Origin of the sequence: Streptomyces virginiae (genome assembly GCF_040638905.1) — a bacterium.
Classification (GTDB): domain Bacteria; phylum Actinomycetota; class Actinomycetes; order Streptomycetales; family Streptomycetaceae; genus Streptomyces; species Streptomyces virginiae_B.
This window is the reverse complement of sequence record NZ_JBEZYV010000002.1, coordinates 81,733-108,582: the sequence shown is the minus strand read 5'-3', so window position 1 is coordinate 108,582 and position 26,850 is coordinate 81,733. Positions and strand designations below refer to the sequence as shown.

Here is a 26,850-nt window from a genome sequence, read left to right as displayed (position 1 = left end):
GTTGACGCCTGGTTGGTCCTGGCGGAGGAAGTTCCGCGGCGGCCGGTCGCGAAGAATCGAGGGGTACCGATCACCGGATCACCGGATCACGGGATCACCGGATCACCGGATCACCGGCCCCAACGGGCCGCCGACGAGGAGCCGCCATGAGCCACCCCCGTCCCGTCGACCGACCCTTGCGGCGACTGCGCCGCGCGGCCTCGGCGACCGCCGCGGCCGCGGCCCTGCTGGCGGGCCTCGCTCCCGCCGCGAGCGCCGCGGGTCCGGGTGCACCGGCAGCCGAGGCACCGGCCGCCGGCCGCCGCCTCGACCGGGCCGAGCTCCAGGCCAGGCTCGACGCGGTCCGGGACGCGGGCGTGTACGGCGTCTTCGCCGCGGCCCGCCACGGCCGTGAGCGCTTCGACGCCGCCTCCGGCACCGCGGACCTCACCACCGGGCGCCCGGTCCGCTCCGACCTCCGCCACCGGGTCGGCAGCGTCACCAAGACGTTCACCGCCGTCGCCGTGCTCCAGCAGAACGCCAAGGGCCGCATCGAGCTGGACCGGCCGGTCGGCGACTACGTGCCCGACCTCCTGCCCGGCGAGCGCGGCCGCAAGGTGAGCGTGCGCATGCTCCTCAACCACACCAGCGGCATCGAGGACTACATCGCTGACGCCTTCCCCTCGCTCCGGCAGGGCACCACCACCAGCCTGGACGACCACCGCTTCCGCACGATCCGGCCCACCGAGCTGATCGGTTACGGGGTGGCCCGGCCACAGCGGTTCGAACCCGGCACCGACTGGAGCTACTCCAACACCAACTACATCCTGCTGGGCGAGATCGTGCGCAAGGTGACCGGCCGGGACCCCGAGCGGCTCATCGCCGAGGACGTCATCCGGCGGGCCGGCCTGCGGGACACCTACTTCCCCGGCACCGACCCGTACATCCGCGGTGCCCACCCCCGCATGTACGAGAGCTTCTACGGGCTCATCGACCCGCCGCGCGACTACAGCGTCTACAACATGACCTGGGGCGGCACCGCGGGAGCCCTCGTCTCCACCCCGCAGGACCTGAACACCTTCTACCGGGCCCTGCTGGCCGGCGACCTGCTGCCGCGCCGCCAGCTGGACCGGATGCGCACCACCTACGACGTCAAGGACGAAACGGGAGCGGTGGTCCTGCGCTACGGCCTCGGCATCTTCTCCCTCGAAACGCCCTGCGGCCCGGCCTGGGGCCACGACGGCGGCGTCTGGGGCGCCGGCACGATAGCCCTGTCCAGCCCGGACGGCAGCCGACAGTTCGCCCTCGGACACAACCTTACGAAATACCAGCGCGTCAACGAGGCGGGCACCGCATTCGACCCGCACCCGGCCGACGCCGCCATGCGCGACTACCGCGACCAGGCCCTGTGCGGCAGGACGGCGCCGCGGCCTCCGACCAAGGATTCCATCGAGGGCCCGGCAGCCCTGTCACCGGCCCTTCCGGCACTCCGCGCCCGCTGAACCAGGTCGTGCCGGCCAGGCCGTCTCTTGCGGTCGTGCCGGGCAGCGCGGGCCCGGCACGATCCGCAAGAGACGCCTCAGGCCCCGCCCACCTCGAGCACGGAGAGGACGTTCCCGGCCGGGTCCTTGAACCAGGCGATCGGGGGCCCGCCTTCGTCCCGGGAGATCCCCTTCTCGTTCTGCCCGAAGCCGTCGTAGCGCTCGAAGGCCACACCGCGCGCGCCGAGGTCGTCGACGGCCCGGTCGATGTCGGCCACCGGGAAGTTGAGCACGGTGAAGGTCGCCGGGGTGTGGTTGTCCTTGGGGTACACCAGCACGTCGGCGCCCCCGCCGAGGTGCAGCGACAGCATCCCGTTCTCCTCCGAGACCCGCAGGCCGAGGGTGGAGCCGTAGAAGTCCTTCGCGGCGTCGATGCTGTCGACCGAAAAACCGCTGAATGCCTTGCTGTCTCCGAGCATGGTCTCTCCCTCCGCCTGTCCCGGCCCGGCCGAACGCGGCCCGCACGCTCCATCGTCCCCCCGCAAGCCGCCCCCCGCACGGCCGCCGAGGGGCCGGCAAGATCCGGAAGGCATGCCCCAGGGAGTGTCGTCGAAGCAGCGTCGGCCGCCCGAAGGGCGGGGCAGGCCCCACCGGCCCGGCGGGACTTGACGAGACGACCTAGGGGCGGGCGGGCAGGTGGCGGCGCTTCGGGCAGGCGTGGGCCGCGCTGAGGAGGAGCTGGATCTGTTCGCCGACCTGGGACGCCTCCCGCACGGGCGCCGGAAAGGGCAGGCGGAGGTCGCGCTGGATGGAAGGGTGGTGTGACCAGCCCTCGGGACCGGTCGATGTCACGGGTGCGCCGACGAAACGCCCACGGGACCACCGCGGGACCTCGCGCGCAGGGGGCGGGCCCGCCCGCGCCCGTAGCGCATGGCGCCGGGCCGGTGTTCCACCGTGCGCCCCCCATGTGCCCCTTCGGCGGCTCCCGCCACCGCGCGTACGGTTCCTGGCCATGAGCGGATACGCGATGGAATCGGCCACCCCGGCGGAAATCGGCATCCAGTCCCTGCCTCCCTCAGATCAGTGGTCCACGGCCCCTGTGGTACCGGCGCCGGTGTGCCGCTTCGAGAACTTCCTCGGCGCCGAACGCGCCGGCACCCTGCTGTCGTACGCGATCTCCCGGGAGGCCGACTTCAACGCGGGGACGGTCCTCGACCCCCTCTCGGGCCAGGTCTCCCACAAGGGCCGCAGCTCCCTCGTCCTCCCCGTCACCAGCTCCGTGTTCAGCGCGCACCTGGCGGACTGCCTGCCCCTCGTCCAGGAGATCCTCGGCCACCGGGCGGCGCTCACGCAGACCCTGACGGTCCTGACGTCGCACGGCGAAGGAGGCCACTACGGCATCCACACCGACGCCTCACGGGTCCGCGACGTCGGTTCGGCCCTCTCCGCGGTGTACTACCTCCACCGCGAGCCGCGCGGGTTCGGCGGCGGCCAGCTCCGGCTCTACGACACCCTGCTCGTCGACGGCGGCGCCCGGCCGGCGGAGTCCTACCGCACCATCGAGCCCGAGCACGACACCATCGTCTTCTTCCCGGCCGGCGCCTTCCACGAGGTCATCCCGTCGACCTGCCCCAGCGGGCACTTCGCCGACCACCGCTTCACCCTCACCACATGGATCAGCGGCACCGGGCCCGCAGTCGCGGGGGCCGACGAGAGGTTCCGCATCTGGCCCTGGCTGGCCCACGCCGCCGAACGCACCCGCCCGCTCGCGGACGTGGAGCACGACCACGACGGCGCCAGCCCCATCGCCCTGCCGGCCGCGGACCCGGCCTCCCGCCTCACGCTCCCCGCGCCCCGCGGGACGACGTAGAGGGCGACCCGGCCGGAGCCCGCACCTTCAACATCCTCTTCGACGGCCAGTCGGGCGAGGTGGCCCAGATCAACGCCGGATACCTGGACCAGAACACCACGCTGGTGACGCTCAGCGTCGGTGGCAACGACGCACGCTTCGCCGATGTCATCGGCAAGTGCATCGACATCCCGATTCCCGCGCTGACCACCTGCCCGTAAGCCGAGCTGGACAACATCGATCCCACCAACGGGGAGAAGAGCGGCGGTAGGACGGGGAATCTGAAGGACTGGGCGCCGAAGTGGCTGCACGACTCGGTGCGGCCGCAGATCGTCAAGACGCTCAATGCCGTCCACACCAGGGCGCCGTACGCGAAGGTGGTCCTCATGGGCTGTCCGCGCCTGGTGGAGAAGGACCACGGCTGCCTTCCCGGCGCCTATGAGAACGGCGAGAATGACTGGGTCCGCACCGTGGCGGACACTCTCGCGACCGAGATGAAGGGAGCCACGCAGGACGTCGGCTCGTGGGCGGTGTTCTCCGACCCGCGGAGCACATTCGACACCAAGGCGATCTGCGGTAATCCCGAGACCGTCCACGGCATCGTGATGACGGGCCGGGAGAAGGCGGACGAGGACGCACCGAAGCCGTCGATGCAGTCCTTCCACCCCAAGCCCGCGGGAGCCCGCGTCTACGCGGACACCCTGGAGCAGACGCTTTCCGGCAAGTGACGGACCACTGATCCGGAGGCCTGAGTACGCGCACTCAGGCCCCCGGCCACCGACGACGCAAAGCTGTGGCCATGATCCCCGCGCATCCCGTGAACCCCCTCCCGCACCCGGACGACCGGCGGCCCGCCCTGCCCGGGGCGGCCGCGGCCGCCGCCACCGGCGCGGTCTCGCCTTCGCCGCCGTGCGGTTCTTCGCCTGGCTCGAGCGCCACGACGAGCAGGCGTGCGCGACGACGGACGGCCTCTGCTGGACCTGTGGGACTGGGCCGCCGTCCCCCTCACCCTCACCCTCACCCTCACCCTCACCCTCACGGCCGCCCTGATCACCCTGATGGCCGTCTACAAACGGCTGGAGATCGCGCCCCGGGTCGCGGTCGTCCTGCCGACCGTCCTGCTGGCGCCGCTGCCGCTCGCCGCCGCGGACGATGCCGCCGGCTGGTGGGCCGCCACCCTCGTGGGCGCGGCCTGGGCCGGTTCGCTCGCACTGGCCGCGTGGGACCGCCACCGGACCCCGGCCCTCGCGGCCTCGGCCGCCCTCCTCCTCGCCTCGCTCGTCGCGCTGTACCGCTGACCCGCTGGGCTCCGTACTCGCCGCCCCGTCGCCCCCCGAGTCGCCCGAAGGGTGCAGGGCGCGACAGCATGGAGGGAGACCCGGCGCTCGACGGGACGGCCTCGGGAGGAGGCGACACGGCCAGTGACCAGGCATCGCTTTGCGTTCTGCGGGGCTCAGCTCGCCGCCGTCTACGTGGCCGCCGACCAGGACAGGGAACTCCATCTGGCCGAGCTGACCGGAAACCGCGGGGTCCTCTACGGACTGCCGGCCATCCTCGCCGTGGCCGGCCACTCACCCGCCGCCAACGCCTTCCGCTCCGGCCGCCCGTTGTGGCTGACGCCGAAGGAACTCGCCGCGTTCATCGAGGAGGACCCCCACCACTTCCCCACCCGGGTCCGCAACGGCGCCCCGAGCTCCCCGGCCAGGATCTCACTGGGCGCCCTGCCCCTGGGACACGGCGACCAGGAGCTCGGATGCCTCGTCGTCGCCGGCGACGTCGGCGAGGGCTTCAGCGCCGACGACCGCAGCCTCCTGGAGCTGTACGCCGACCAGGTGGCCGCCGGACTCGAATCGGTCGCGGCCCGCTTCGCCGGACGCAGGGCCCCCCAGGCACACCTGGTCCAGTCACTCGTCCCCGACCAGGGCGGCGCCTTCATCCTGGACCTGGACACCGGCCGCATGGAGGCCCACGCGCACGTGCTGGAACTGCTCGGCCTGTCTCCCGAGCAGTTCGACGGGCAGGTGGAGAGCCTGCTCGCCTGCGCCGTCCCCGACGACATGCCGGCCCTGATGGCCGTCGTGGAGCCCGACCGGCTGGCCGCCAACGGACAGCAGCTGGCGTTCCGTATCCGCCGCCCGAACGGCGAGCTGCGCTGGCTGGGGCTGCGCTGCCGGGTGGAGGTGGACCCCGACGGCACACCGCGGCGCGTCCTCGGCGTGGTCGCCGACGCCTCTTACCTGCGGCCCAGCGCCGACGAGGTCTCCCTCGTCCAGCGCCTGTCGGCGACCCTCGCGGGAGCCGCGACCATCCGGGAGGTCAGCCGGCTGGCGGTCGCCGCCCTGCGCGAGCCGCTCGGCGCCTCCCGGGTCGCGGTCGGGGAACTGGAGCCCGAGCGCCTCATCGTCACCGCCCTCGACCCCCCGGAGCCGGACGCCTGGCCCGAGGTCTGGCGCGCGGAATGGCGCTCCGAGTGGCCCGACGTGTCCCTCGGCGACCTGCCCACCCTGCAGAGCGCGCTCCGCGCCGGTCACATGAGCCTGTGGCCGCCGGGCGCGGCACTTGAGCCCGGCCTCCTGGGCGTCGGCCCCGGCGGCCTCGCGGTGCTCCCGCTGCCCGCCGAAGGCAGGATGATCGGGGTGTGCCTCGTGGGCTGGGACGAGGAGCACCGGTTCGCACCGGAGGAGCGGTCACTGCTCACCGCGACCGCCGGACTGGTGGGGCAGGCCCTCGTACGCGCCCACGCACTGGACGCGCGCCACGAACTCGCCACCATGCTCCAGCGCAGCCTGCTGCCCCGCAAGCTCCCGGAGCTGCCGGGCGGCGTCGCCGTCGCCCGCTACCTGCCCGCGACCGCGGGGCTCGAGGTCGGCGGCGACTGGTACGACGTCATCCCGCTCGGCGACGGTCACGTGGCGTTCGTCATCGGGGACGTACAGGGGCACAGCGCCGGAGCCGCCACCATCATGGGCCAGATGCGCACGGCGGTCAGGGCCTACGCGGTGGAGGGCCACCCGCCCGACGTGGTGGTCGCCCGCGCCAACCGCCTGCTCGTCGGCATGGAGACCGACCTCTTCGCCACGTGCACGTACGTGGACCTCGACATGGAGGAGGGCATCGCCAGGGTCGTGAGGGCCGGCCACCTGCCGCCGGTGGTGCGCCACCCCGACGGGGTCACCGAGGAGATGGCGGTCGAGGGCGGGCCGCCCTTGGGCGTGCTCGCCGAAGCCGAGTTCCCGATGACCGAGACGGGGCTGCTTCCCGGAACCCTGCTCGTCCTGCTGACGGACGGCCTGGTCGAGTCCGCCCGGCTGCCCCTGGAGGAGGGCATGCGGCGGGTGTGCGAGAGCCTCGTCGAGGCCGACCCGGCCGACGCAGGAGGCGTCGCCGACGAGCTGGTCATGGGCGTGGGCCGGCGCGACGACGACGTGGCGCTCCTGCTGCTGCGCTACGACGGCACCCGAGGCCGGCCCAAGCGGAGCCACTGGACGGTGTGGCGGCTGCCCAAGGCGGTATTGCATGCGCGCCGCTTCACGGCGCGCATGCTGCGGTCCTGGGGAGTGGTGGAGGAACTCGACACGGCCTTGCTGATCGTGTCCGAACTGGTCACCAACGCCATCGCGCACACGCAGGGCGAGGTGGGAATGGACCTGACCCTGTCGACGGACCGGCTGCGCATCGCCGTGAACGACGCGTCGCCGCGCAGCCCCGTCAAACCGGTGTCGGTGAGCTGGGAGTCGACGGGCGGCCGCGGCCTGCTCATCGTCGAGGCGACGGCAATGGCCTGGGGCTCGGTCCCCCTCAGCGGCGGCAAACAGGTCTGGGCCGAAATCCCCTGGCACGCCCCGACCGGCTGACGCGGGTCACTGTGAGGGGGAGCGGTGACGAGGCGCCCGTTCAGCACCACGTCCCGCCACGTGCAGCAGCCACCGGTCCACAGCCCCAACTGCGCCGCGCACTCCGCACACGCCAGATCGGGTCCGTCGCCCCGCTCGGCCCACAGCAGTCGCGCCAGCGGGTGTCGGTCTTCGCGTCACCGCCAGGTCGGTCGGGCCGGCTGCGAGATGGCGAGCCTGGATCTCGATCGCCCCGGCGGAGGGCAGGAGCAGGGCGGCCGGCGGACCATCGGGCTGTCGGCCCTGCTCGCCCTGGGGTGCGGTACGCACGGGCTTCGATGACCTGCGTACGGCGGTCTTCGCCGCAGCCGAGCCGTGCGATCGCACGGCCCCCGTTCGGGCCGACGTCACCGTCTGAGGGGTCTGCCGCAGCTGCCACAGTGCCGGCAGGCCGCCTACGCCGGGGCGAACCGGGGTACGGCCCCCAACGGGTCGGTCATGGCGGGCCATTGTGCGGCAGCCGGCTTCGCCGGGGGCGGTCACCCGGGTCGGGGATGGCTGACGGCGACGAGTTCGACCTCGAAGCCGTCGGCGTTCACCAGGTACGCGGCGTAACTCCCCGGGCCGCCCGCGTACGGGTGGCGATCGGGGAACAGCAGACTCCAGCCGTGCTGGCGGGCCTCTGCCGCCAGGGCCTCCACCGTCTCCTGGTCCTCCACGTGGAAGGCCAGGTGGTTCAGCCCGGGCCGGCACCGGTCATGTCGGTCGGCCGTGAGCGCCGGGGACTGCTCGAACACCAGATACGTCGCTCCGAGCCGCCAGCTCCGTCCGCCGCTCCAGCTCTGGAACGGCGTGTGGCCGAGGGCCTCCAGCAGCCAGCCGAAGGAGGCGACGGCCCTGCCGAGGTCGGGCACCCAGATCTCGACATGGTGCAGCATCCCGCCGACAGGCCGAGCCGTGCCGGACGCCGGCCGCGGCTCGGGGCCGGCTGACGGCATGTCGGACATCGCCCTCCCTCCTCCCTCAGGCACCGGTGACGCAACTCCCCATGATGGCGCATGTCCCCATGACCTGGCCCGGACCTCCTCGGCACGGTGCCCGGCAACCTTCCGGGCCCTTCACGGGTCCTACGTGCCGGGGCCGCGCGCAGGGCCGCGGCAGACACACGACGGGGGAGCCGTGGGCGTCCGCAGGGTGGCGAAGGGAGTCAGCGACTTCCTGGTGGAGACGGTGGGCGAAGTGGTGGCCGAGGTGCTCCTGAGCCTGCTCGCCTGCGCCGTGCTCGGCGCGCTGGTTCTGATCGCCCACCTGAGCTGGTCCTTCAGCCCTCGCGTGACCCTCGCGGGCGCCGGACTCCTGAGCCTGGCCCTCGCCCACGGCGCCTGGACTGCCTTCCGCGCCCCGGCGAAGGGCCGCGGCCGTCGAGGGCTCGCGGCCGTGACCTCGTTCGGCTTCCTCCTGACCGCCGCGACCGCCGCCTACCTGTTGTTCTACGCCACCGGCTGCGACTGCCCGTGAACGCCGCAGAAGCGACGCGGCGCCGAACGTCAGGGTGACGTTCCGGCGTCCACCGGGATGCCCAGGCGGGCGGCCAGGGTGGTGAGGGCTGTGCCCAGGGGGAGGGTGAGGCGGGTGACGGCGTGGCGGTCGCCCCGGGTGGGGTCCCGGTTGACGATCAGTACCGGCTTGCCGGCCTGCGCCGCCTGGCGTACGAACCGCAAGCCGGACATCACCGTCAGTGAAGAGCCCAGGACCAGCAGCGAGGTCGCACCGTCGACCAGTTCGCGGCAGCGCTCGACCCGCCCCGGGGGGACCGTCTCGCCGAAGAACACCACGTCCGGCTTGAGGAAGCCCCCGCACTGCGCGCACGGCACCACGGAGAAGTCCCCGACCTGTTCGTCGGTGAGGTCGGCGTCACCGTCCGGGTTCAGGCGGGCGGCCAGCGGCTCGAAGCCGGCGTTCACCTGCTCCAGCCGTCGCGCGAGGTCACGGCGCGAGCCGGAAGCGCCGCAGGACAGGCACACGACCCGGTCCAGGCTTCCGTGGAGTTCCACCACGTCGTCGCTGCCGGCGGCCTGGTGCAGGCCGTCGACGTTCTGCGTGATCACCCCGGAGAGCAGCCCGTGCCGCCCGAACGCCGTGACGGCCCGGTGTCCGGCGTTGGGCCCGGCCCGGCCGAAGGTGCGCCATCCGAGGTGGCTGCGCGCCCAGTACCGGCGCCGGGCCTGCGCGCTTCCCGTGAACTCCTGGTAGGTCATCGGCGTGTGCCTGCGCAGGCTCCCGCCCTCACCCCGGTAGTCGGGGATGCCCGACTCCGTGGAGATGCCCGCCCCGCTGAGCACCAGCACACCGCCGGCGCCCAGTGCCTCGGCCACCGGCTCCGGATCCGTGCTGCCGGGCCGCAGGTCCTCGGTGGGCGTCCAGCTCAGGGTGGGGCGCATGCGCATGCAACCAGGGTACGGAAACCGGCCGGACACCGGCTCAGTGCCCGCTGCCGCCCCGGTGGCCGGAACTCGCCCGAGGTGGGTGGACAGGAGGCTACGGGCTGGTAACTTGCGCGAGTTGATCAAGGTCCTAGGCGCGGCCGACCCGCGCTCACGGCCCGAGCCACCCCCCAGTCAAGGAACCACATTGGCACGCACCGTCCGTACGGCGGCCCTCGTCTCCACCCCGGCCCTCGCGCTCGGCTTCTCCCTCCTCGGCGCCACCGCCACCGCCCCCGCGTACGCCGCGGAAGCGCCCACACCGCACCTGGACTCCGTCGAGCAGACCCTGCGTCAGGTCTCGCCGGGCCTGGAGGGCTCGGTCTGGGAACGCACCTCCGGCAACCGGCTCGGCTCCTCCACCCCCGGCGGCGCCGACTGGCTCCTCCAGACCCCCGGCTGCTGGGGCGACGCCGCGTGCACCGATCGGCCCGGATCGCGCCGCCTCCTGGAGAAGATGCGCCAGGACATCGCCGGCGCCTGGCAGACGGTGGACATATCGACGCTGGCGCCTTTCCCCAACGGCGGCTACCAGGACGCGATCGTCGCGGGCCTGAAGGAGTCCGCCCAGAAGGGCAACCGGCTCAAGGTCCGCATCATGGTGGGTGCCGCGCCCATCTACCACTCCACGGTGATCCCCTCGTCCTACCGCGACGAGCTGCTCGCGAAGCTCGGGCCGGCCGCCGCGGCCAACGTCACCCTCAACGTGGCCTCCATGACCACCTCGAAGACCTCCTTCTCCTGGAACCACTCCAAGCTGGTCGTGGTGGACGGCGGTTCGGTGATCACCGGGGGCATCAACAGCTGGAAGGACGACTACCTCGACACCACCCACCCGGTCAGCGACGTCGACCTCGCGCTGTCGGGGCCCGCCGCCGGCTCCGCGGGCCGCTACCTGGACTCCCTGTGGGACTGGACCTGCCGCAACAAGGGCAACTGGAGCTCGGTCTGGTTCGCCGCCTCGCCCGGCGCGGACTGCATGCCCTCCCTGCCCCGGCCCGCCGCTCCGGAGGGCGGCGGCAGCGTACCCGCGCTCGCCGTCGGCGGCCTCGGCGTCGGCATCCGCCAGAACGACCCCGCCTCGTCCTTCCGCCCCGTCCTGCCGGCGGCCGGCGACACCAGGTGCGGGATCGGGGTGCCCGACAAGACCAACGCCGACCGGGACTACGACACCGTCAACCCGGAGGAGAGCGCCCTGCGCGCCCTCGTCTCCAGTGCGGCCTCGCACATCGAGATTTCCCAGCAGGACGTGCACGCCACCTGCCCGCCCCTGCCCCGCTACGACGTACGCCTCTACGACGCCCTCGCCGCGAAGCTCGTCTCCGGCGTGAAGGTCCGCATCGTGGTGAGCGACCCGGCGAACCGCGGCACGATCGGCAGCGGCGGCTACTCGCAGATCAAGTCGCTCTCCGAGGTGAGCGACGCCCTCCGCGGCCGGGTGGCGGCCCTGACCGGTGACGGCGGCCGGGCTCGGACGGCCCTCTGCGAGAACCTTCAGCTGGCCACGTTCCGGGCCTCCGACCAGCCGACCTGGGCGGACGGCAAGCCCTACGCCCAGCACCACAAGCTGGTCTCGGTGGACGGGTCGGCCTTCTACATCGGCTCCAAGAACCTGTACCCGTCGTGGCTGCAGGACTTCGGCTACGTCGTCGAGAGCCCGACCGCGGCCGCACAGCTCAAGAGCGACCTGCTGGACCCGCAGTGGCGCTACTCCCAGACCACCGCGACGTACGACTACGCCCGCGGCCTCTGCCAGAGCTGACGCGGGCCACGGCTGACGCCTGCAACGGCCGACGCCTGCCAGAGCTGACATCCCGCGCCGCCCGGGCCCCTTCGAGGTGCCCCGGCGGTGTGTCCGGCCGGCCTACAGCGGGGGACCCGTGTGGACCGACGTGTCGGCATCGCGGAGTTCGGCGAGCAGCTCGCTCTGTCCGACCAGCAGCTCGGTGAGGATGCGCCGTGCGGCCCGCAGGAGTTCCGCCACGTCGCCGCCGGCGAGGGCGTAACTGACCGTCGAGCCGTCGCGTATGGAGATCACGATGCCGGATCGGCGCAGCACCGCGAGTTGTTGCGAGAGGTTGGACGGTTCGATCTCGATCTCGTTCAGCAGCTCGCGCACGGGTACGGGGCCGTTCTGGAGGAGTTCGAGCACACGGATGCGGACGGGGTGTCCGAGCATCCGGAAGAACTCCGCCTTGGCCTGGTACAGCGGGACCTGCATGTGGCAACGCTCCTACCCCGGGTTCTGACCAATGGACGGGGACGGCGCCCGTTTCCGCCGTGCCCGCCCCCGGTGACCATGACCAGCCATTGTCCTGTACCCCGGCCCCGCCCCACTCTTCGGTGACCACATTCGGATGTGCCGAGTTGAAGATTTCTTCAACTCGTGGGCAAAAAAAAGAGTCGGGGTACAGGAAGGCGACTAGAGTTCCAGGTCCGCTTCGATGCGCTTGAGCTGGTGCCGGGCCATCGCCAGGTTCGACTTGGCCTTGTCCAGGACGATGTACAGGAACAGGCCGTTGCCCCCGCGCCCCTTGAGCAGCCGGATGAGGTGGTACTGGCTGCCGAGGGTGATCAGTACGTCCTCGATGTCCTCCTTGATGCCCAGCATCTCCATGGTGCGGGCCTTCGCCCGGATCACATCGGTGTTCCCGGCGGCGGCGACCGTCAGGTCGAGGTCCTTGCCGCCCCCCAGGGTGCCCAGGGCCATGCCACTCGTGTAGTCGACCAGCGCGGCTCCCACGCTCCCCTCGATCGAGGTCATCGCCTCTTTGAGGGATGTCTCCACATTCACCATCGTTGCAGCCTCCTCGTTTCTTCACGGCCCTGACCGGCTTCCCATCTCCGGCCGGGGTTGGACGGGGGGACGCTACGCGCCGGACGCCGGGGACGTGGCGAACATCAGGTATTCCGGCAGGATATGGACCTCCATCCGCTAGGGTGCGAGCCCACGGTCACCCGACTGCCCGAAAATGCCGGGCAGTCGGCGCCGTACCAGGAGGCCCTCGCGAGCCGGACGCGAGGCCGCGGGAGCGGGTCCGCGCAGCTCAGCGCCGACCCGCCCGGCGACGGCGAGCTTCGGCGGCACCAACTGCCGCAACAGAAACGCTGGTAGCTGGGTTTGGCCGACATGTGCCGGTTGGCTCCATGCCCTTGCGGGGATGTCACCGCGGTCGCCCACCGCGTCGGCCACCACAGTCCGTCGCAGTGCAGCCGTGATGTCAGGCGGCAGTTCGGCACATCTCCCAGCAGGTACGCCACCGTGTTGTCAGTGGTGATCGGTACGGTCGGCACACTTGATCACCGAGGAGCGCCCACCATGAGATCTCCGGCCGAACTGGACCACGTCCGGTGGCACGACCTGACCCACGCCTACGGCCCGGCCGCGGACGTCCCCGACCTGATCAGGGCGCTCTACGCGGACGACGGCGACACGGCCGAAGAGGCGATCCACGAGCTCTACGGAAACATCCACCACCAGGGCACCGTCTACCCGGCCTCCGCACCCGCCGTCCCCTTCCTCGCCCACGCCGTGCTCCACGCCCCCGGCAGACGCGACGAGTTGCTGATGCTGCTCGCCGTCCTCGCCGACCACGACCCGGAGGACACCGAGTCGCCGCACTGGCCCGGCAGTTCGGTCGCCGCGATCTGCGCCGAGCTGGCCCGGGTGCTCCCGGACCTGCTGCCCTGCCTGGGCGACCCCGCGCGGGCGGTGCGCAGAGCGGCGCTCCGCGTGGTCGCCACCGTGGCCCGGCTGCTGCCGGCCGAGGTGCGGGCCACGGCGGAACACCGGGTCGACGAGCTGTACGCCACCGATCCCGTCGCGGTGGTACGGGCGGACGCCCTCGTCGCCCTGAGCCGGTTCGGCCGCGAGGTCGAGGCGTACGACAGCCCGTTCACCGAGGTCAGGCTGGCCGCTGCCATGCTCGCCGCCGAGCGGTCCGGGCCGCCGTACGAGAAGCGGCTGGTGGACGTCCTCGCCGAGGACGGGGCCGAACCCGATCCGGGGGGTGACGATTTCCCCTGGACGGGCACCTGGTCGTCCGACGAGCACCTCACCCGCCTGCTCACTCGCGACGTGGACGCCGGCCTCACCGCGGCCGCCCGCTGGATCGCGGCCGGGGACCTCGGTTCGCGCGGATCCTGGCTCGGCCGGGACATCCTGGAGACCTGGCGCGACCGGGAGCCCCAGGTACTGGGCCTGTTGCTCGCCGCCCTGCCGCACCAGCGGGACACCCGCGGATCCGCCCGGTGCCTCACCACCATCAGCGAGTGGGTCGAGCGCCTGCCCGAACCCGGCGCCGACCTGAGGGACACGCTGCACCACTACGCCCACACGGAGGAGGAGACCGCCGCACCCGCGCTCCTCGCCCTGGTGCGCTCGCGCGACCCCCGCGCCCTGGAACTGGTGCTGCGCAACCCCGGACCGCAGACGCTCAGAGCGGCCGCCACGTCCTTCCCCGAGGCCGCCGACCGGCTGGTTCCCCTCGTACGCCGCACGCTGGCCGACGGGGCCACCGGCAACGAGGCCATCGCACTGATCGATGCCCTGACGCGGTCCGGTACCGCCGCGCGCCAGGCACAGCCGGAGCTCCTCGACTGCCTCCGCACCCGTCGCGCGGCCGTCGTGGCCGCCCGCCGGATCGGCCGGGGCGGCGTCGCGACGCCGGAGACCACCTCCCTGCTGCACGAGGCCGCGCAGAGCACCGACCCCTCGCTCAGCGCCGCGGCGGCCCTGGCCCTCCACCAGCTGACCGGTGACGCCGATCCTGCACTGCGCGTCTTCGAGGGCCTGCTGTCGGGGCAGGGCCCGGTCCACTGGCACCTCAGCAGCCTCCAGGCGCTCGGCAGCGCCGCCGCTCCGCTGCTGCCGCTCATCGAGCCGCTGCTGACGGCCAGGTACGAGTGGACCCGGATGGCGGCCGCCGAGGCCCACCACAAGGTCACCGGCTCCCCGCAGCGTGCCGTCCCGATCCTCGCCGCACTGATCGGAGCCACCCCGGTCGGGCTGTGCGCTCTCAGGGCCCTCGCCGCGATCGGCCAGGTCCCCGAGGAACTGCGGCCCACCCTCCGCTCCTTCGCCTTCTCGCCGCTGCGCCTGCTCCCGGCGATCCCCTTCGCCGACGTCCACCCCGACGAGGAACTGCGCACCCTGGCCCGGAGCCTGCTCTCGCTCACGTGAGCCTCCCCACGCGCCACGGCCCGCGGCGGACGACGTGCGATCAGCGCGCGCTGGAGGTGGGATGGAGGTGTGCTGCGCGTCAGCCCCTCACCAGCCGGAGGCGAGTCCTGTGACCAGGTGTCCCCAAGCCGTCAGGCTGCGGACGGGAACGCCGAGTGCCCTCGGTACCGTGTGCCTCCTGCTGGCCTTCGCCCCCGCAGCCACGGCTACGGCTACGTCGAGGTCCACGGCTACGTTCACGTCCACGGCCACCGCCACCGCCCGGGGCGGCTCCGGAGACCTCGCCGCCCCCGCCCCGCCCTGTGATCCCTACGCGAAGGACGCCCGCCCTCGCATCACTTACCGTGTTTAATCATTGGGATATTGGAAACGCTGAGTAGCCACAAGGTGTAAAGGTCAAGGCGAAAGGCGGGATTCATGTCCGTGAGCATTGCAGTCATCCTCGTCGTGGTGGCGGCGGTCATCGCTGTGATCGCGCTCGTCCCGGCGGTGGCACCCGCGCAACCCGACCAGACCGCAGGCCGATCCGGTGACGAGGATCCGCGCAGGACCGGCCCGGGGCGGCCTACCGCTCGCCGGCTGCGCAACATCCCACCGCAGCAGACCCGGGAACACCGGCGCAGCTTCGGCTGATCCGTGGCCCCTTCGGCCTGCCCGGCCTGCCCGGTCCGCTCCGGCCGGGCAGGCCGCGCTCACGGGGTGGCGCGAAAGGCGTTGCGGACAGCCGGGGTTGACAGCGACTGGTGCAGTGCCAGCACGCTCAGGGCGAACATCACGACGCCCAACGGAACGTGGAGTCCCGGCATGTGCGCGATGCCGAGGACCACTTGCAGCGAGGCGAGTGCGAGGAAGCCGGACGCGTGCAGGACAGGACGCGGCGATCCGCCGCCCGGCCGCCATGCCAGTACCGCCGCGAGCACGTGCAGCATCGACGCGCCGTACATCACCCGCGCCCCGACATCGTGCAGCACCTCGCCGTAGGACGTGGACAGCAACAGCCCGGCGGTGGCCGCCTGGAAGAGCAGGGCCAAGGACTGCAAGCCGATCGCGATCTGCTGGAACGTGAACCTGCCGGGTGCTGTCGTTGTCTGCACGGCCATGATGCGGTGTCTCCTTCTGCCTTTCGGCTGTGAATCATTGGTGTCCCGACGATCCGACGACGCAGGCCCGCGAAATGTGAGGCGGTGCCCGGCCTCACCATTCGGTGACCTGTCTCGTCGGAGCGGTCGAGAGAAGCCGATGAGACCAGCGAGGGAGCAGGCGCGACCATGAGCACCCCATCAGAGCCCCGGCACGACGAGTCCACACCGGACCTGGACGTGATCGTCGGCGAACGGCGCCAACTGATCGATCTCGGCTACCGCCTGCTCGGTTCACTGGCCGAGGCCGAGGACGTCGTGCAGGAGACGTACACCCGTTGGTACGCGATGTCGCGGGAGCAGCAGGAGGCCATCGAGTCGCCCGGAGCCTGGCTGACGAAGGTGGCCGGCCGCATCTGCCTGGACGTGCTCGGTTCGGCGCGGGCGCGGCGCGAGCGCTACGTCGGCGCGTGGATACCCGAACCGCTGCCCGACCGCGGGGAGTGGCTCGCCGGCGGGGCAGCGGGCGGCGGCCGCGCGCCGGGGGACCCCGCGGACCAGGTCACCCTCGACGAGTCGGTGAACATGGCCTTCCTCGTCGTCCTGGAGGCCATGACACCGGCCGAACGCGTCGCGTTCATCCTGCACGACGTCTTCCGCTACCCCTTCGCCGACGTCGCGGAGATCGTCGGCCGTACGCCCGCGGCCTGTCGGCAACTGGCGTCATCGGCCCGGCGGCGCATCAGCGCCGGACGCACACCGGCGGCCCCGGTCGCCGGGCAGGCCGCTTTGGTACGGCATTTCAAGGAGGCGTGGGAGTCCCGGGACATCAAGGCCCTCGTCGGCCTCCTCGACCCCGACGCCGTCATGACCGCCGACGGCGGCGGCATGGTCGGTACGGTCCTGCGCCCCGTTGAGGGCGCCGAGAGCATCGCCCAGTACCTGATCCACATCGCCGACAAGGCCCGAGGGCTGGAGCTGGTGGAGCGCACAGTCAACGGCCGGCCCGGTCTCGTCGCCCAACACACCGGCGTACCGGTGACGGTGGCCGCGTTCGACATCAACGGTGGCCGCGTCATCCGCATCTGGGCGGTCCGCAACCCGGAGAAGCTCCGGGCGTGGACGGAGGGCTGAGCGCAGGATCGCCTGGCCTGTGCCTGGGCCTGCGCCCGGGTGGTGGGGCTCACGGGTTGCCGCGGACCCCACCGCCCGGCCGTCGCCTACCCCGTGGGTCCCAGGCGCGGGGGAGTCTGCTGGGCGTGGATCAAGGGCCTGTGGGGAAGCGGTGACGCAGCGGCTGCCGCGCGCAGGAGGCGCTCCACGGCGCGGGACCGATGGGTGAGCCTGAGGCGGCGTCCCTGGCGGGGCCAGCAGTCCAGGGCGGCCAGGAAACCGGAGTCGCAGAAGGTGACCCGCGAGCAGTCCAGCACCAGGCCGGTGATGCCGTTGTCGGCCGCCGAGGCCAGGAACGTCCGGAGCGGAGCGGCGCTGAAGTGGTCGATCTCGCCTGCGAGGTGGACGACCAGGGTGGCGCCGAGGGTGGTGCAGCAGCGGATCAGTATGACGCCGGGCGCGGTGTCCGCGTCCGAGTCGTGCACGATGGGCGGCGCCTCGGTCGCGAGAGGGGCGCGCAGTATCGGGGCGGTGCTTGAGGTATTCACATCCTCATCAACGCCTCCCGCAGGGTGTCGGGAAACGCGCGGCACGCCCCATTCACCCCATGTGACCAGCCCATATCCCCGGAAGGGGGAAAGGTGCCACTCGGATGAGGCAGTGGGTGGCCGGAGGGACCGGGGGAGCGGCCCGCCCGCCGGCCCGCCCGCCGCCGAAACCCTGTAAGTCAGACCCGCAAGGTCAGCCAGGGGTCCTCGCGGCAGTCCTGCTGGAAGGCGGATCGTTCGCCCCACCGGCGACCCGGGCCGCCACGCCCGGTGACGGCGTCGCGGAACCGGCGCCGGGCCGACCGGCGCCCCGCCGGGGGCCGGGGCGTGCGGCCGGGCCGGGCCTGCCCCCCGAACGGACCCGGTCCTGCCGATCGACTCCGCCGGCGCGGTACCGTCCGTCGGATCGGGGGTCTCCGCCCTCTCGGCCGCGTCCATCGGCTCCTCCCTCTCACTCCTCTCCGCCCGGGTCCCGGCTCAGTACGGGCTCGCTGCTGTCCGCACGGTCCCGCTGGGCGGTTCTCTCCTGGCGCTCGCGCGACGGATTCCTGACGGCAGGACTCCTCGCCGCCGCCCCCGCGGCCACCGCCGCCCTCCACGCCACGCGCCGCCACGCACCGCCGCGACCGGCCCGCCGGCGCGGCCCACAGCGCACCGCGGTCCGCCGCGACGCAGGCGAAGGGGCCCCGAGAGTGCATCCTCGGGCCCCCTTCGGGCGGGCGCAGCGGTGTATCCCGGCTACTTCGCCTTGAGCAGCTGGTCGACCCGCGGCACGGAGAGACCGGTCAGTTCCGCGACCTGCTTGAGGGTGCGGCCCTGCTTCAACTCGCCCACGGCGGCGCTGCGTATGAGCTTGGCCTGCTTGGCGCCGGTGAGCAGTGCGTCGGTGACCAGCCGGGCGCCGCGTTCACGGATGAGCGGGGACTCGATCTCGGCGAGGCGCGTACGGACCGCCTGCATGTACTGGTCCGTCAGGGCACGCAGGTCGTCGTACACCTGCTCGTCATTCGTGCTGGTATCGGTCATGCGGGTCAGCGTACTTGCAAGTAGTTCGTAGCCGAGCTGCTTCCAGCCCCTCTCGAAGTCCGTTGTGCGACAACCCTGTTCACGCCTCGGCGTCGCCCGCCACCTGGGTCGCAGACCGTTGGCCGACGGCCGTCACGCGCTGCGGACCCGACGCCGCATGAGCGCCCGGCCCCCGGACGAGGCGGAGGGGGACTGCCCCGTCAGGTGATCTTGTGGCTGGTTCCGTCGGGCAGGGTGCAGGATTCACCGCCGTACGGGACCGACTTGATCGTCCCGCCCGCGTCCGTGCACTCCTGCCTGGTGATGGTGGGAGACGCGGCGGCCTGAGCGCTGACGGCACCGACGGCGCCCGCTCCGGCGAGGGTTGCTGCGGCCAGGACGAGGCCCAGCGTTCTGCGGACACGCATGGCTTCCTCCTCACGGGCGCCTTGCACGGCCCTGTGGCAGGACAGCCCTCAGGCCGAAAGTGCCCTACTACTCAGCATGGGCGCTGCCCGGGAGGGCCGCGAGGCGGGCCGGACACCCGCTCGGGGGCTGATCCTCCGCGACGTCGTGCATCGGAGCGGGATATGCACGGCCTCGCGAGGCGTGGAGCCTGCGCCCAACGTGGCACGGGTACGTGGCGGGGGTGCTCTGCGCGGCTACCTGAACGGGCGGTCGCCGGGGCCGGCCATGCAATGGGTGCCGCCGTGGCGGTTCACCCCATCACGGATCAGGCTGATGGAGTTGGCGCACTGCCGGCTGTCCTCGTCCTTCACGCACTCCGGTGAACGCCCCCGTAGCCCGCGATGATGCCATCAACGGCCCCGTCGCCCTTCTTCGCCTACGCGCCGTCGAGGCCGCCGCCGTCGTCGTGCACCGTGACGAGTTGCCGCTCGGTCACCACGGCAACGTGGACGCTCCACAGGTTGACCGGGCCGCCCCCTGTCCGGATGCCGAGCGGGTGTGAATAGGGTGACGTCATGTCTGCCATTCTGAGTTCCGCGAAGGCCGCTGCCGCGCTCCGCACCTCGGCACGGGTTTCCGCCGAATTGCTGGTGGTCGCGGTCATGGCGGCGGCGACCCTGTGGGTTCTGAGCCGGATGTGGTCGGTCGTCTGGCCCCTCATAATCGCCCTGTTCCTCACCACGCTGACCTGGCCCCTGGCCGCATTCCTGCGTCGGCGGGGCTGGCCGCCCGCGCTGGCGGCCTCCGTGGTGACCGTGCTGTCCCTGCTGGCGGCCGCGGGCATCGTGGCACTGATCGCCGTCCCCGTGGCCTCCCAGTCGGGCGAACTGGTCGACGGCGTCACCGAGGGCATCCGACGACTGCGGGAGTGGGCGGCCGGGCCGCCGCTGAACATTGGCGACGACCAGATCACCGGTGCCTCCGACGCCGCGATGGACCGCCTCCAGAACAGCGTCGGCAGCGCGGTCTCCACCGTCGCCACGGGGGTGAGCACCGTCTTCAACGGCCTGATCACCGCCGTCCTGGCGCTCTTCCTGATGTTCTTCTTCCTCAAGGACGGCCCCCGCTTCCTGCCCTGGCTCACCCGTCAACTCCCGGGCCGCCTCGCCACTGACATTCCGGTCGTGGCCGCACGCAGCTGGCAGACCCTCGGTTCGTTCGTCCGGTCCCAGGCCTTCGTCGGGCTCCTCGACGCCGTGTTCATCGGTGTTGGCCTGTGGATCGTGGGCGTGCCCCTGGTGCTGCCGTTGGCCGTTCTGACGTTCGTCTCCGCGTTCGTGCCGATTGTGGGAGCTCTGTTCGCCGGCCTGGTGGCGGTGCTCATCGCGCTGGTGTCGAACGGTCTGACAGACGCGCTGATCGTCTTGGCCATCATCGTCGCGGTGCAGCAGCTCGAAGGAAACGTGTTCCAACCCATGATCCAGAGCCGCAGCCTCGGTCTCCACGCGGCAGTGGTGCTGCTGGCAGTCACCTTGGGCGGCAGCCTGGCCGGCGTCGTGGGCAGCCTGCTGGCCGTACCGGTGGCCGCACTCATCGCCGTCGTCTGGAACTACCTGCGCGACCAGCTCAGCGAACCACCGCACGAGCCGGAAGCCGGTGAAGGGCTTCCCGCGGCGCCCGCCGCTTCATAGGACCGCGTCAGGCGACCAGCTGGTAGATGCTCCGGGCCGTCAGACCGCAGATGCCGTCCCCTCGCGTTCGTCGTGACCACCGGGCAGGCCCCGGACAGGCAGGCCCCGGACAGCCCGCAGTCCTTCCCGTGCTCAAAAGGGTGCGGGTCCGTCTGCCGGTCGGCCGTCCGCACCGAGTGATCACGACATCGCACAAGCCCTAGTCGGCGGCCTTCAGGGACTGCTGCGCCAGTCGAAAGGCAGGCAGCATCTGCTCGTGCTCGTCGCTGTCCAGCCCGCCCAGTTGGATGACGACCGCCCTGCCGCCCGGAGTTACCGCGGCGAAGGCGCTCTCCTTCTTGGGCTCGTCCAAAGGAGCCGTCTCGTACGAGGCCTGGACGGCGGGCAGCGCGGCGCTGCCGGCCTTCAGGTCGGTGTAGACCGGCGCGCCCTGGACCTTCTCACCGGCCATGAACGCTTCGAGCACCTTGAGGGCGTCTCCGGGGGCGGCCGGCTTGTCGGCGACCCAGACGCGCAAGAAGCCGATGTTCCCGGTCGGCTTGGCGTCGATCTCGCAGGCGAGGGACGTCCCGCCCTGCTCGAAGAGGGCGGCGAACTGGTCGTCCTCGGCATGCGTGACGGCCTTCGGCTGCCAGCCCTTGGCCAGGTCGAAGGAGACGGGCAGGGGGCACGGGGTTCCGTCGCCGCCGACGGAACCGGCGGCCATGGCGGCGCCCGCCGTTCCCGCACTCGCGCCCGCGCTCGCCGCCGGCTTCGGATCCTGCGCACCGCCCGCGGCTGTAGCCTTCTGCTGTTCCGACGGCCCGCAAGCCGTCACTCCCACCACCAGGGCAGCCACCCCGATTGCACGCATCGCTGCTCGCGCCGGTCCGCTCCGCATAGCCCGTATCCCCCACCCGTAGCGCCTGACAGCACAAGAACGGACAACGTAGCAGGTCACGGCCCCACGGTTGCCAGTCGAGGTGCGGGCCGACGGCGAACGGCCACGGGGTAATCCGACCGCACCGCGAGGCGGTCCCTCGGCAATGGCCGGAGGGCAGCGTGTGATGATGTGCGTCCACTCCGGGGAGGCGATCGTGCTGAGCAGGGGCGCGCGGTGGGCCGCGGCCGCGATGGCAGCGGTCTGCATCGTGATGCTCCAAGGCCCCCGCGCACCGGGGGGTGGGCTCCCCCTCGCCGGACCGCTGCCGTCCGACGCTGCCGAGGCGGTCGTACCGGAGCGGGTCGGCACGTGGAACATCTGCAACCCGTGCGGGCGCGAGCACGACTTCGGTCGGGCGACGGAGATCGCCACGTACGCGCCGCAGGTCATCGCCCTGCAGGAGGCGTGCGTACGTGACGTCGAGCGGATCCGCAGGTACCTGGAGGAGGCCTACGGACTGGTCTACCGGGTCGAGTACGGGACGGTCCTGCGGAACTGGAACCGCTGCGGGGGGCTGCCGTGGCGGCCGGGCGGCTACGGCCAGGCGATCCTCTCGGCGGCGCCGATGACGGACCGGCAGAGCGTCGAATACCCCGTCGGCGGCTCCGAGGACCGCGGTTACCTGGCCGTCACCACGCTGGTGGGCGGACGGCCCGTCCGCGTCTTCAACACCCACCTCGCCGAGCGCCGGCAGGGCGAGGTGCGGGCCGGGCAGACGGAGGTGCTCGCCGCGGAAGTCGCCCGCCACGACCGGGCGATCGTCATCGGTGACTTCAACGCCGCGCCGCACGCGCCCGAACTCGCCCCGATGTGGGCCCTGGCCACGGACACGGACCCCGGATGCCGCCCGTCGACCACCGATGCCGACGCTGAGGCCTGCACGGCGACCACCGACTGGGACAGCAAGTTCGACTACGTGTTCCTGCGCGGCATCACCCCGGGCACGCACCACGTCCGCCCCAGCCCGCACTCGGACCACCACCTGCTGTACACCGACCTGAACCGGGGCTAGGTCGTCACCGGTCGGTGTGCCACGTCCCGGCCGATCGCGCGCGGAGACCGTTTCCGGCGGGGCGGGCGATCAGCTCTGCGCGGTGTCGTCGCTCGTCTGCTCGGCGTCCTCGGCCGCGCGCGCCTTCTCGCGCATCTTGCGCACCAGCTCCGCCTTCTGGTCGGCGGCGCCCTGGCGGTCGCGGTTGCGGTGCGGACCGTTGTTCTGCCGTTCGGCGCGCGACTGCCTCTTGCGCTGGCCGCCGCCCTGGCCCACCGGGTTGTTGATGTTCTTGCTGTCGGTCACGGGTTCTCCCGGTGGTGATGTGAAGTGATATGCGGATTCATCGGTGGGGGACGGGCGCGGTGGCGTCGACGGACGTCAGCGGGGGTCCGTCACGCTCTCACTCGTGAATCGGCGGCTGGAAGAACTGGAAGAACATGACAAAGACGTTACCCCGTTCCGTGAGCCCCGCGCACCAGGCCTTTCGCTACCCCGGCGTCGGCCGGGCCTTCGCGGGGCGCCCGGAGCCGGGTGCCTTCCGGTTCGGAGCAGTGCGGGCCGGCAGGGACGGGCCGGTCGGGGCGGAGGTGTGCGCCGAGTGGTGGAGGACCGGCTTGCCGGGGTGCGGGCACTGGTGAAGCATCGGATTCCGTGATGTTCCGCCTACGCATCGTGATGCCGCGGTGCGCGGTGCGTCGTCCTCTGCCCTGCCTGCTCGACTTCACGAGGAGTGGCCATGCAAGACAGCACGCTTAGCCGTCGACGGCTGTTGTGGGGTGCTGCCGGCGCGGCGGGCACGGCTCTGGCCGCTGTCGGGCTGCCGCAGCTGATGAGGCCTGAGGGGAAGGCCAAGGCTGCGCTGCCGAGCCCCGGGCGCAAGGCCCCCGCCGCCGCAGGGCCGCCTGCGGCACCGCGGAGGGACCCCTCGGTGGACTACGCCCCCGCTGTCTGGGTCGAAGCCTGCGAGTCCAACTACACGGCCTCCGACCGTCCCGAGTCGTATCCCATCGATTACGTCGTCATTCACCTGACAACGGACATCTTGCCGATCATGTTCGCCAAGTTCAAGGACGCCACCGAGCGGGTTTCCGCGCACTACATGATCAGCGCAACCGGCACGCGGATCACCCAGTGCGTGCGCGAGCGCGACGTGGCCTGGCACTCCGGCAGCGTCTGGTACAACCACCGGAGCATCGGCATCGAGCACGAAGGCTGGACCGATCAGCCCGTTTACACCGACAGGATGTACGAGACATCCGCCGTGCTCACGGCCACGATCTGCGCGAAGTACGACGTGCCGGTCGACCGGGACCACATTCTGGGCCACGTCGAGGTCCCGATGTCCACCCACGACGACCCCGGGACCGCGTGGGACTGGGACAAGTACATGAAGCTCGTCGAGACCGCCCGCCGGCGCATCAGGACCTGACGCCGCGTGGACCCCGTCACCTCGGCTTGCCGTCGCCGTAGAGCCACGAGTCCCAGACCGAGTCGAGGTTCCGGCCCGCCCTGGCCTCCACGTAGGTGGTGAAGTCGTGCGTGGAGGCGTGGCCGTGGCGGTGGCGCAGGGTCCAGCCCCGCACCAGGGCGCGGAAGCCCTCGTCGCCCACGGCCTGGCGGATCTTGTGGATCACCATCGCGCCGCGCACGTACACCGGCTGACCGGAGATGTCCGAAGCGGTCGGCGGCTCGGCAGGGGGGAAGTCCCACTCGTCGTCGTCCGCGGCCTTGGCGTGGTTGCGGTCGAAGTGGTCCTGGGCGCTGGCCCCACCGTGATCCTCGGTCCACAGCCACTCCGCATAGGTCGCGAAGCCCTCGTTGAGCCACATGTCCCGCCAGGTTCGCGGGGTGACGGAGTTGCCGAACCACTGGTGGGCCGTTTCGTGCACCACGTTGGTGGTGTGGAAGATGCCGGCCGGAACGGTCGGCCTGGTCTGGGTCTCCAGGGCGTAGGGCACATCGGCCGCCTGATCGACGATCACCCCGGCGGCGGAGAAGGGGTAGGGACCGAACCTCCCCTCGGCCCATTCCATGATCTCGGGGAACCGGCCGAGGACCGCTCCGTCCTCGTCCACGCCCGCGGTCGTGTCCATCGCCGACACGATCGGGACGCCGGATCGGGTCCGGGAGGTCTTGATGTCGTAGCTGCCGATGGCCACGGTCGCCACATGGCTGGCCATGGGCTCGGCCTGGTGCCAGTGGAAGGTGGTGCGGTCGCCGCTGGTGCGCTGGGCGCGAAGCTGCCCGTTGGAGATCGCCTGCACCCCCTTGGGGACCGTGACGGTGATGTCGTACGAGGCCTTGTCCGAGGGGTGGTGGTTGCCCGGGAACCAGGACATCGAGCCCGTCGGCTCACCGAACGCGACTGCCCCGTTGTCCGTCCTCAACCAGCCTTCGCGCCACCCGTGGTCATGGGTGATCGACTCCGGCGTGCCCGCGTAGCGCACGACGCTGCGGAAGGCGGCGCCCTTGCGGAGGTGATTGCGCGGCTGCAGGGTCAGCTCCTGCCCGTCCCGCCGGACCCGCGCCGTGCGGCCGTCGACGGTGGCGTCCAGCACCTCCATGCCGAGGAGGTCGAGATTGAAGGCGCTGAGCTCCGCCGTGGCCTTCGCGGTGATCTCGGCAGTGCCCTCGAGGCGGCCGCCGGCGGGGTCGTAGGCCAGGGTCAGGGCGTAGTGGGTGACGTCGTAGCCGCCGTTGCCGAGCTTCGGGAAGTACGGGTCGCCGGAGCCTGCGGAACCGGGGTGGCCGCCCCGGAACACGGTGCCGGGCGCCCCCGTCCGCGTGGTGTCCGCGCCCGTACGGGCACCCGCCCCGCCGCCGCGGCCGTCGGACTCCGAGCACGCGGGAAGTGCGGCGAGCAGGCCCGCGACCGCGAAGGCGGCCAGACGTCCGGAAGTCTTCACGCAGCCGATCATGACCCAGCCCGCGGGCGCCCCATCCTCGCCACGCCGTGCCCTGGCCCCTCTGGCGGGCACGGCCCCGGATGCCGCAGGCCAGGTTGCGCCGACGGAGCGCCGACCCGGCTCTCGGACGAGACCCCGCGATGGGTGGCGAGGGCGGCCGCAGCCGGCAGTGCTCCCGGCCACGCGTACCCTTGACGGTTGCGGTGCCTGTGGGCGTGCCGTTGCTGAGCACCGACCGGAGTCGCGTCGCACGGTCGGCGGACCGGTCGGGAGCGGGGCGTGGACAGGTGCGCAGGCCCGGGCGGCAGGCCGCGCTGCGCGCGGGGGAGAGCGAGGCACGGGCACGCCGCCGACCGGCGCGGGATCCGGGGGGCCAACCGCTGCGGGTGTGCGTGAGTGGCGCTCCAGGGTCGTACGGCGGCGTCCGTCCAGCCGCTCCCGCAGGGGGACGCCTGCGGATCCGCGCGCGAGCTCGCAACCCTGCGCGCACACGCCCGGCACATGGAGGTCATAGCGGGGCGGGGCGGCCGCCGGCGCGGCGTGGGGCCCCGCTCGGAGGCGGCACGTCTTCGAGCGGGGTGATTTCTCCGGTCCCGCTCCAAGGGCCGGCCCGTAAGCCCCGATGGATCAGCGCAGCTTCCGACAACGCGGCGAGGTGCCGTAGCTGTCGTCGCGCGCCCGCCGGGGATTGCGGAACAGCCCTCAGGTCGTGTCGTCGAAGTCCCGCCTGGCCGGCGGGGCCGGCCCCGCCCTTCGGGCGGCCGACGCTCCTTTGACGACACTCCCTAGTGCCGTCCTGGGTCTGCCCGCTCCGCCCGAGAATCCTCCGGGGGAGCCGCCGATGGTTCATCGCGCAGGACGAGGCGGTATCTCGTGTGGTGGTTGGCCTGTTCAGCCGGCCGCCTGCGACGTGGCACAGCCGGTGTCACCCTGCTGGGTCGGGCACTCTGTGCGGCCCGCATCAGTGCTTCGAACGGGGGCCTGCTGCGCCACAGTTCCCGGAAACCCCGGGTCGGGATGCCGGCCGCCCTCGCCGCGTCCAGCCAGCCCTCCCCTCGGCTGATCGCTGTCACCACGACCCTGATCATCGCGGGGGTGATCGGCCCGTCCGGGCGGTATCCATGGGCCGCAGCCAGTTGCGTCGCCGATGTCATGGCCTCGGCGAAGGCGCGGTCGGTCTCCAGCCAGCTCCGGAGCAGGCGCGTGGATACACCGGCCCATGTGGCGACCCCGCTCGGTGGCAGGCCGTGCGCGGCTGCCTGGAGGGCTTCCGCCATGCGCGACATGGTTTCCTGCCGCTCGTTCGGCAGCCCGGCCAGGGGCTCGCGGAAGCTCTGTTCCATCTCGCTCCGGGCATTCAGCCACTCGATCACACGG

The 26,850-nt window shown here is 72.0% G+C and carries 29 protein-coding genes; 14 read left to right on the top strand and 15 right to left on the bottom strand.

Annotation, left to right across the window (positions count from 1 at the left end; translation table 11 throughout):
* Nucleotides 1–146 precede the first annotated feature (146 nt).
* Nucleotides 147–1,481, top strand: coding sequence for a serine hydrolase domain-containing protein (locus AB0F82_RS03930; RefSeq protein WP_362623677.1), 1,335 nt, complete (start codon nucleotides 147–149; stop codon nucleotides 1,479–1,481).
* Nucleotides 1,482–1,558: 77 nt separating this feature from the next.
* Here AB0F82_RS03930 and AB0F82_RS03925 read toward each other — a convergent pair whose 3' ends face one another.
* Nucleotides 1,559–1,939, bottom strand: a complete 381-nt coding sequence (locus AB0F82_RS03925; RefSeq protein ID WP_362623674.1) for a VOC family protein — start codon at nucleotides 1,937–1,939, stop codon at nucleotides 1,559–1,561.
* Between the two features lie 199 nt (nucleotides 1,940–2,138).
* Nucleotides 2,139–2,312 carry a hypothetical protein gene (locus AB0F82_RS03920; RefSeq protein WP_362623672.1) on the bottom strand — a complete coding sequence of 58 codons (174 nt, stop codon included), beginning with the start codon at nucleotides 2,310–2,312 and terminating at the stop codon, nucleotides 2,139–2,141.
* Between the two features lie 160 nt (nucleotides 2,313–2,472).
* Here AB0F82_RS03920 and AB0F82_RS03915 point away from each other — a divergent pair, with 160 nt between their 5' ends.
* The 5 genes from AB0F82_RS03915 to AB0F82_RS03895 all read left to right on the top strand — a co-directional run bounded on the left by AB0F82_RS03915 (nucleotide 2,473) and on the right by AB0F82_RS03895 (nucleotide 7,163).
* Nucleotides 2,473–3,330 carry a 2OG-Fe(II) oxygenase gene (locus AB0F82_RS03915; protein WP_362623670.1) on the top strand — a complete coding sequence of 286 codons (858 nt, stop codon included), beginning with the start codon at nucleotides 2,473–2,475 and terminating at the stop codon, nucleotides 3,328–3,330.
* Between the two features lie 59 nt (nucleotides 3,331–3,389).
* Entirely contained in the window at nucleotides 3,390–3,530 is a 141-nt protein-coding gene (locus AB0F82_RS03910; RefSeq protein WP_362623668.1) for a hypothetical protein, read from the top strand.
* A 96-nt stretch (nucleotides 3,531–3,626) separates the two neighbouring features.
* Nucleotides 3,627–4,037, top strand: coding sequence for a hypothetical protein (locus AB0F82_RS03905; RefSeq protein ID WP_362623665.1), 411 nt, complete (start codon nucleotides 3,627–3,629; stop codon nucleotides 4,035–4,037).
* A gap of 222 nt (nucleotides 4,038–4,259) precedes the next feature.
* Nucleotides 4,260–4,607 carry a hypothetical protein gene (locus AB0F82_RS03900; RefSeq protein ID WP_362623662.1) on the top strand — a complete coding sequence of 116 codons (348 nt, stop codon included), beginning with the start codon at nucleotides 4,260–4,262 and terminating at the stop codon, nucleotides 4,605–4,607.
* Between the two features lie 123 nt (nucleotides 4,608–4,730).
* On the top strand, nucleotides 4,731–7,163 hold the full coding sequence (locus AB0F82_RS03895) for a SpoIIE family protein phosphatase (protein WP_436842030.1): 2,433 nt from the start codon (nucleotides 4,731–4,733) through the stop codon (nucleotides 7,161–7,163).
* Between the two features lie 518 nt (nucleotides 7,164–7,681).
* On the opposite strand, the gene AB0F82_RS03890 is transcribed toward AB0F82_RS03895, so the two are convergent.
* Nucleotides 7,682–8,140, bottom strand: coding sequence for a VOC family protein (locus tag AB0F82_RS03890; protein ID WP_362624386.1), 459 nt, complete (start codon nucleotides 8,138–8,140; stop codon nucleotides 7,682–7,684).
* Nucleotides 8,141–8,321: 181 nt separating this feature from the next.
* Between AB0F82_RS03890 and AB0F82_RS03885 the strand changes: the two genes are divergently transcribed.
* A complete protein-coding gene (locus tag AB0F82_RS03885) occupies nucleotides 8,322–8,660 on the top strand; it encodes a lysine transporter LysE (protein WP_362623657.1) in 339 nt (112 codons plus the stop codon).
* Between the two features lie 29 nt (nucleotides 8,661–8,689).
* Here AB0F82_RS03885 and AB0F82_RS03880 read toward each other — a convergent pair whose 3' ends face one another.
* A complete protein-coding gene (locus AB0F82_RS03880; protein ID WP_362623654.1) occupies nucleotides 8,690–9,589 on the bottom strand; it encodes an NAD-dependent protein deacetylase in 900 nt (299 codons plus the stop codon).
* A 184-nt stretch (nucleotides 9,590–9,773) separates the two neighbouring features.
* Here AB0F82_RS03880 and AB0F82_RS03875 point away from each other — a divergent pair, with 184 nt between their 5' ends.
* Complete coding sequence (locus AB0F82_RS03875) at nucleotides 9,774–11,387, top strand: phospholipase (RefSeq protein ID WP_362623652.1); 1,614 nt, start codon at nucleotides 9,774–9,776, stop codon at nucleotides 11,385–11,387.
* 102 nt (nucleotides 11,388–11,489) lie between these two features.
* Here the strand turns inward: AB0F82_RS03875 and AB0F82_RS03870 are convergent, their stop codons facing one another.
* Complete coding sequence (locus tag AB0F82_RS03870; RefSeq protein WP_030817872.1) at nucleotides 11,490–11,846, bottom strand: ArsR/SmtB family transcription factor; 357 nt, start codon at nucleotides 11,844–11,846, stop codon at nucleotides 11,490–11,492.
* Nucleotides 11,847–12,047: 201 nt separating this feature from the next.
* Nucleotides 12,048–12,422 carry a hypothetical protein gene (locus AB0F82_RS03865; protein ID WP_030848047.1) on the bottom strand — a complete coding sequence of 125 codons (375 nt, stop codon included), beginning with the start codon at nucleotides 12,420–12,422 and terminating at the stop codon, nucleotides 12,048–12,050.
* A gap of 522 nt (nucleotides 12,423–12,944) precedes the next feature.
* Between AB0F82_RS03865 and AB0F82_RS03860 the strand changes: the two genes are divergently transcribed.
* Together AB0F82_RS03860 and AB0F82_RS03855 are read left to right on the top strand one after the other, a co-directional pair.
* Entirely contained in the window at nucleotides 12,945–14,807 is a 1,863-nt protein-coding gene (locus AB0F82_RS03860; protein ID WP_362623648.1) for a hypothetical protein, read from the top strand.
* A gap of 423 nt (nucleotides 14,808–15,230) precedes the next feature.
* A complete protein-coding gene (locus AB0F82_RS03855; protein WP_362623645.1) occupies nucleotides 15,231–15,440 on the top strand; it encodes a hypothetical protein in 210 nt (69 codons plus the stop codon).
* Between the two features lie 59 nt (nucleotides 15,441–15,499).
* Here the strand turns inward: AB0F82_RS03855 and AB0F82_RS03850 are convergent, their stop codons facing one another.
* Nucleotides 15,500–15,907, bottom strand: a complete 408-nt coding sequence (locus tag AB0F82_RS03850; RefSeq protein WP_362623642.1) for a hypothetical protein — start codon at nucleotides 15,905–15,907, stop codon at nucleotides 15,500–15,502.
* Nucleotides 15,908–16,075: 168 nt separating this feature from the next.
* On the opposite strand from AB0F82_RS03850, the gene sigJ reads away from it, so the two are divergent.
* On the top strand, nucleotides 16,076–17,020 hold the full coding sequence (gene sigJ, locus AB0F82_RS03845) for an RNA polymerase sigma factor SigJ (protein WP_362623639.1): 945 nt from the start codon (nucleotides 16,076–16,078) through the stop codon (nucleotides 17,018–17,020).
* 86 nt (nucleotides 17,021–17,106) lie between these two features.
* Here sigJ and AB0F82_RS03840 read toward each other — a convergent pair whose 3' ends face one another.
* From AB0F82_RS03840 to AB0F82_RS03825, 4 genes are all read right to left on the bottom strand, one after another.
* Nucleotides 17,107–17,547: an STAS domain-containing protein gene (locus AB0F82_RS03840; protein WP_362623636.1), complete on the bottom strand. Its 441-nt coding sequence runs from the start codon at nucleotides 17,545–17,547 to the stop codon at nucleotides 17,107–17,109.
* A 738-nt stretch (nucleotides 17,548–18,285) separates the two neighbouring features.
* Nucleotides 18,286–18,573 (bottom strand): hypothetical protein, encoded by a 288-nt coding sequence (locus AB0F82_RS03835; protein WP_362623633.1) that lies wholly within the window; start codon nucleotides 18,571–18,573, stop codon nucleotides 18,286–18,288.
* A gap of 200 nt (nucleotides 18,574–18,773) precedes the next feature.
* Nucleotides 18,774–18,980, bottom strand: coding sequence for a hypothetical protein (locus AB0F82_RS03830; RefSeq protein ID WP_362623630.1), 207 nt, complete (start codon nucleotides 18,978–18,980; stop codon nucleotides 18,774–18,776).
* Between the two features lie 416 nt (nucleotides 18,981–19,396).
* Complete coding sequence (locus tag AB0F82_RS03825) at nucleotides 19,397–19,537, bottom strand: hypothetical protein (RefSeq protein ID WP_362623627.1); 141 nt, start codon at nucleotides 19,535–19,537, stop codon at nucleotides 19,397–19,399.
* On the opposite strand from AB0F82_RS03825, the gene AB0F82_RS03820 reads away from it, so the two are divergent.
* Nucleotides 19,536–20,651 (top strand): AI-2E family transporter, encoded by a 1,116-nt coding sequence (locus tag AB0F82_RS03820; protein ID WP_362623625.1) that lies wholly within the window; start codon nucleotides 19,536–19,538, stop codon nucleotides 20,649–20,651. The genes AB0F82_RS03825 and AB0F82_RS03820 overlap by 2 nt on opposite strands.
* A gap of 199 nt (nucleotides 20,652–20,850) precedes the next feature.
* On the opposite strand, the gene AB0F82_RS03815 is transcribed toward AB0F82_RS03820, so the two are convergent.
* Nucleotides 20,851–21,504 (bottom strand): lipoprotein, encoded by a 654-nt coding sequence (locus AB0F82_RS03815; protein ID WP_362623622.1) that lies wholly within the window; start codon nucleotides 21,502–21,504, stop codon nucleotides 20,851–20,853.
* Between the two features lie 172 nt (nucleotides 21,505–21,676).
* Between AB0F82_RS03815 and AB0F82_RS03810 the strand changes: the two genes are divergently transcribed.
* Entirely contained in the window at nucleotides 21,677–22,585 is a 909-nt protein-coding gene (locus AB0F82_RS03810) for an endonuclease/exonuclease/phosphatase family protein (protein WP_362623619.1), read from the top strand.
* Nucleotides 22,586–22,654: 69 nt separating this feature from the next.
* On the opposite strand, the gene AB0F82_RS03805 is transcribed toward AB0F82_RS03810, so the two are convergent.
* Complete coding sequence (locus AB0F82_RS03805; protein WP_362623616.1) at nucleotides 22,655–22,870, bottom strand: DUF6243 family protein; 216 nt, start codon at nucleotides 22,868–22,870, stop codon at nucleotides 22,655–22,657.
* Nucleotides 22,871–23,303: 433 nt separating this feature from the next.
* Here AB0F82_RS03805 and AB0F82_RS03800 point away from each other — a divergent pair, with 433 nt between their 5' ends.
* On the top strand, nucleotides 23,304–23,996 hold the full coding sequence (locus AB0F82_RS03800; protein WP_362624384.1) for an N-acetylmuramoyl-L-alanine amidase: 693 nt from the start codon (nucleotides 23,304–23,306) through the stop codon (nucleotides 23,994–23,996).
* 16 nt (nucleotides 23,997–24,012) lie between these two features.
* On the opposite strand, the gene AB0F82_RS03795 is transcribed toward AB0F82_RS03800, so the two are convergent.
* Nucleotides 24,013–25,485, bottom strand: coding sequence for a M1 family metallopeptidase (locus AB0F82_RS03795; protein ID WP_436842029.1), 1,473 nt, complete (start codon nucleotides 25,483–25,485; stop codon nucleotides 24,013–24,015).
* Between the two features lie 773 nt (nucleotides 25,486–26,258).
* A complete protein-coding gene (locus AB0F82_RS03790; RefSeq protein ID WP_362623611.1) occupies nucleotides 26,259–26,846 on the bottom strand; it encodes a hypothetical protein in 588 nt (195 codons plus the stop codon).
* Nucleotides 26,847–26,850 lie beyond the last annotated feature (4 nt).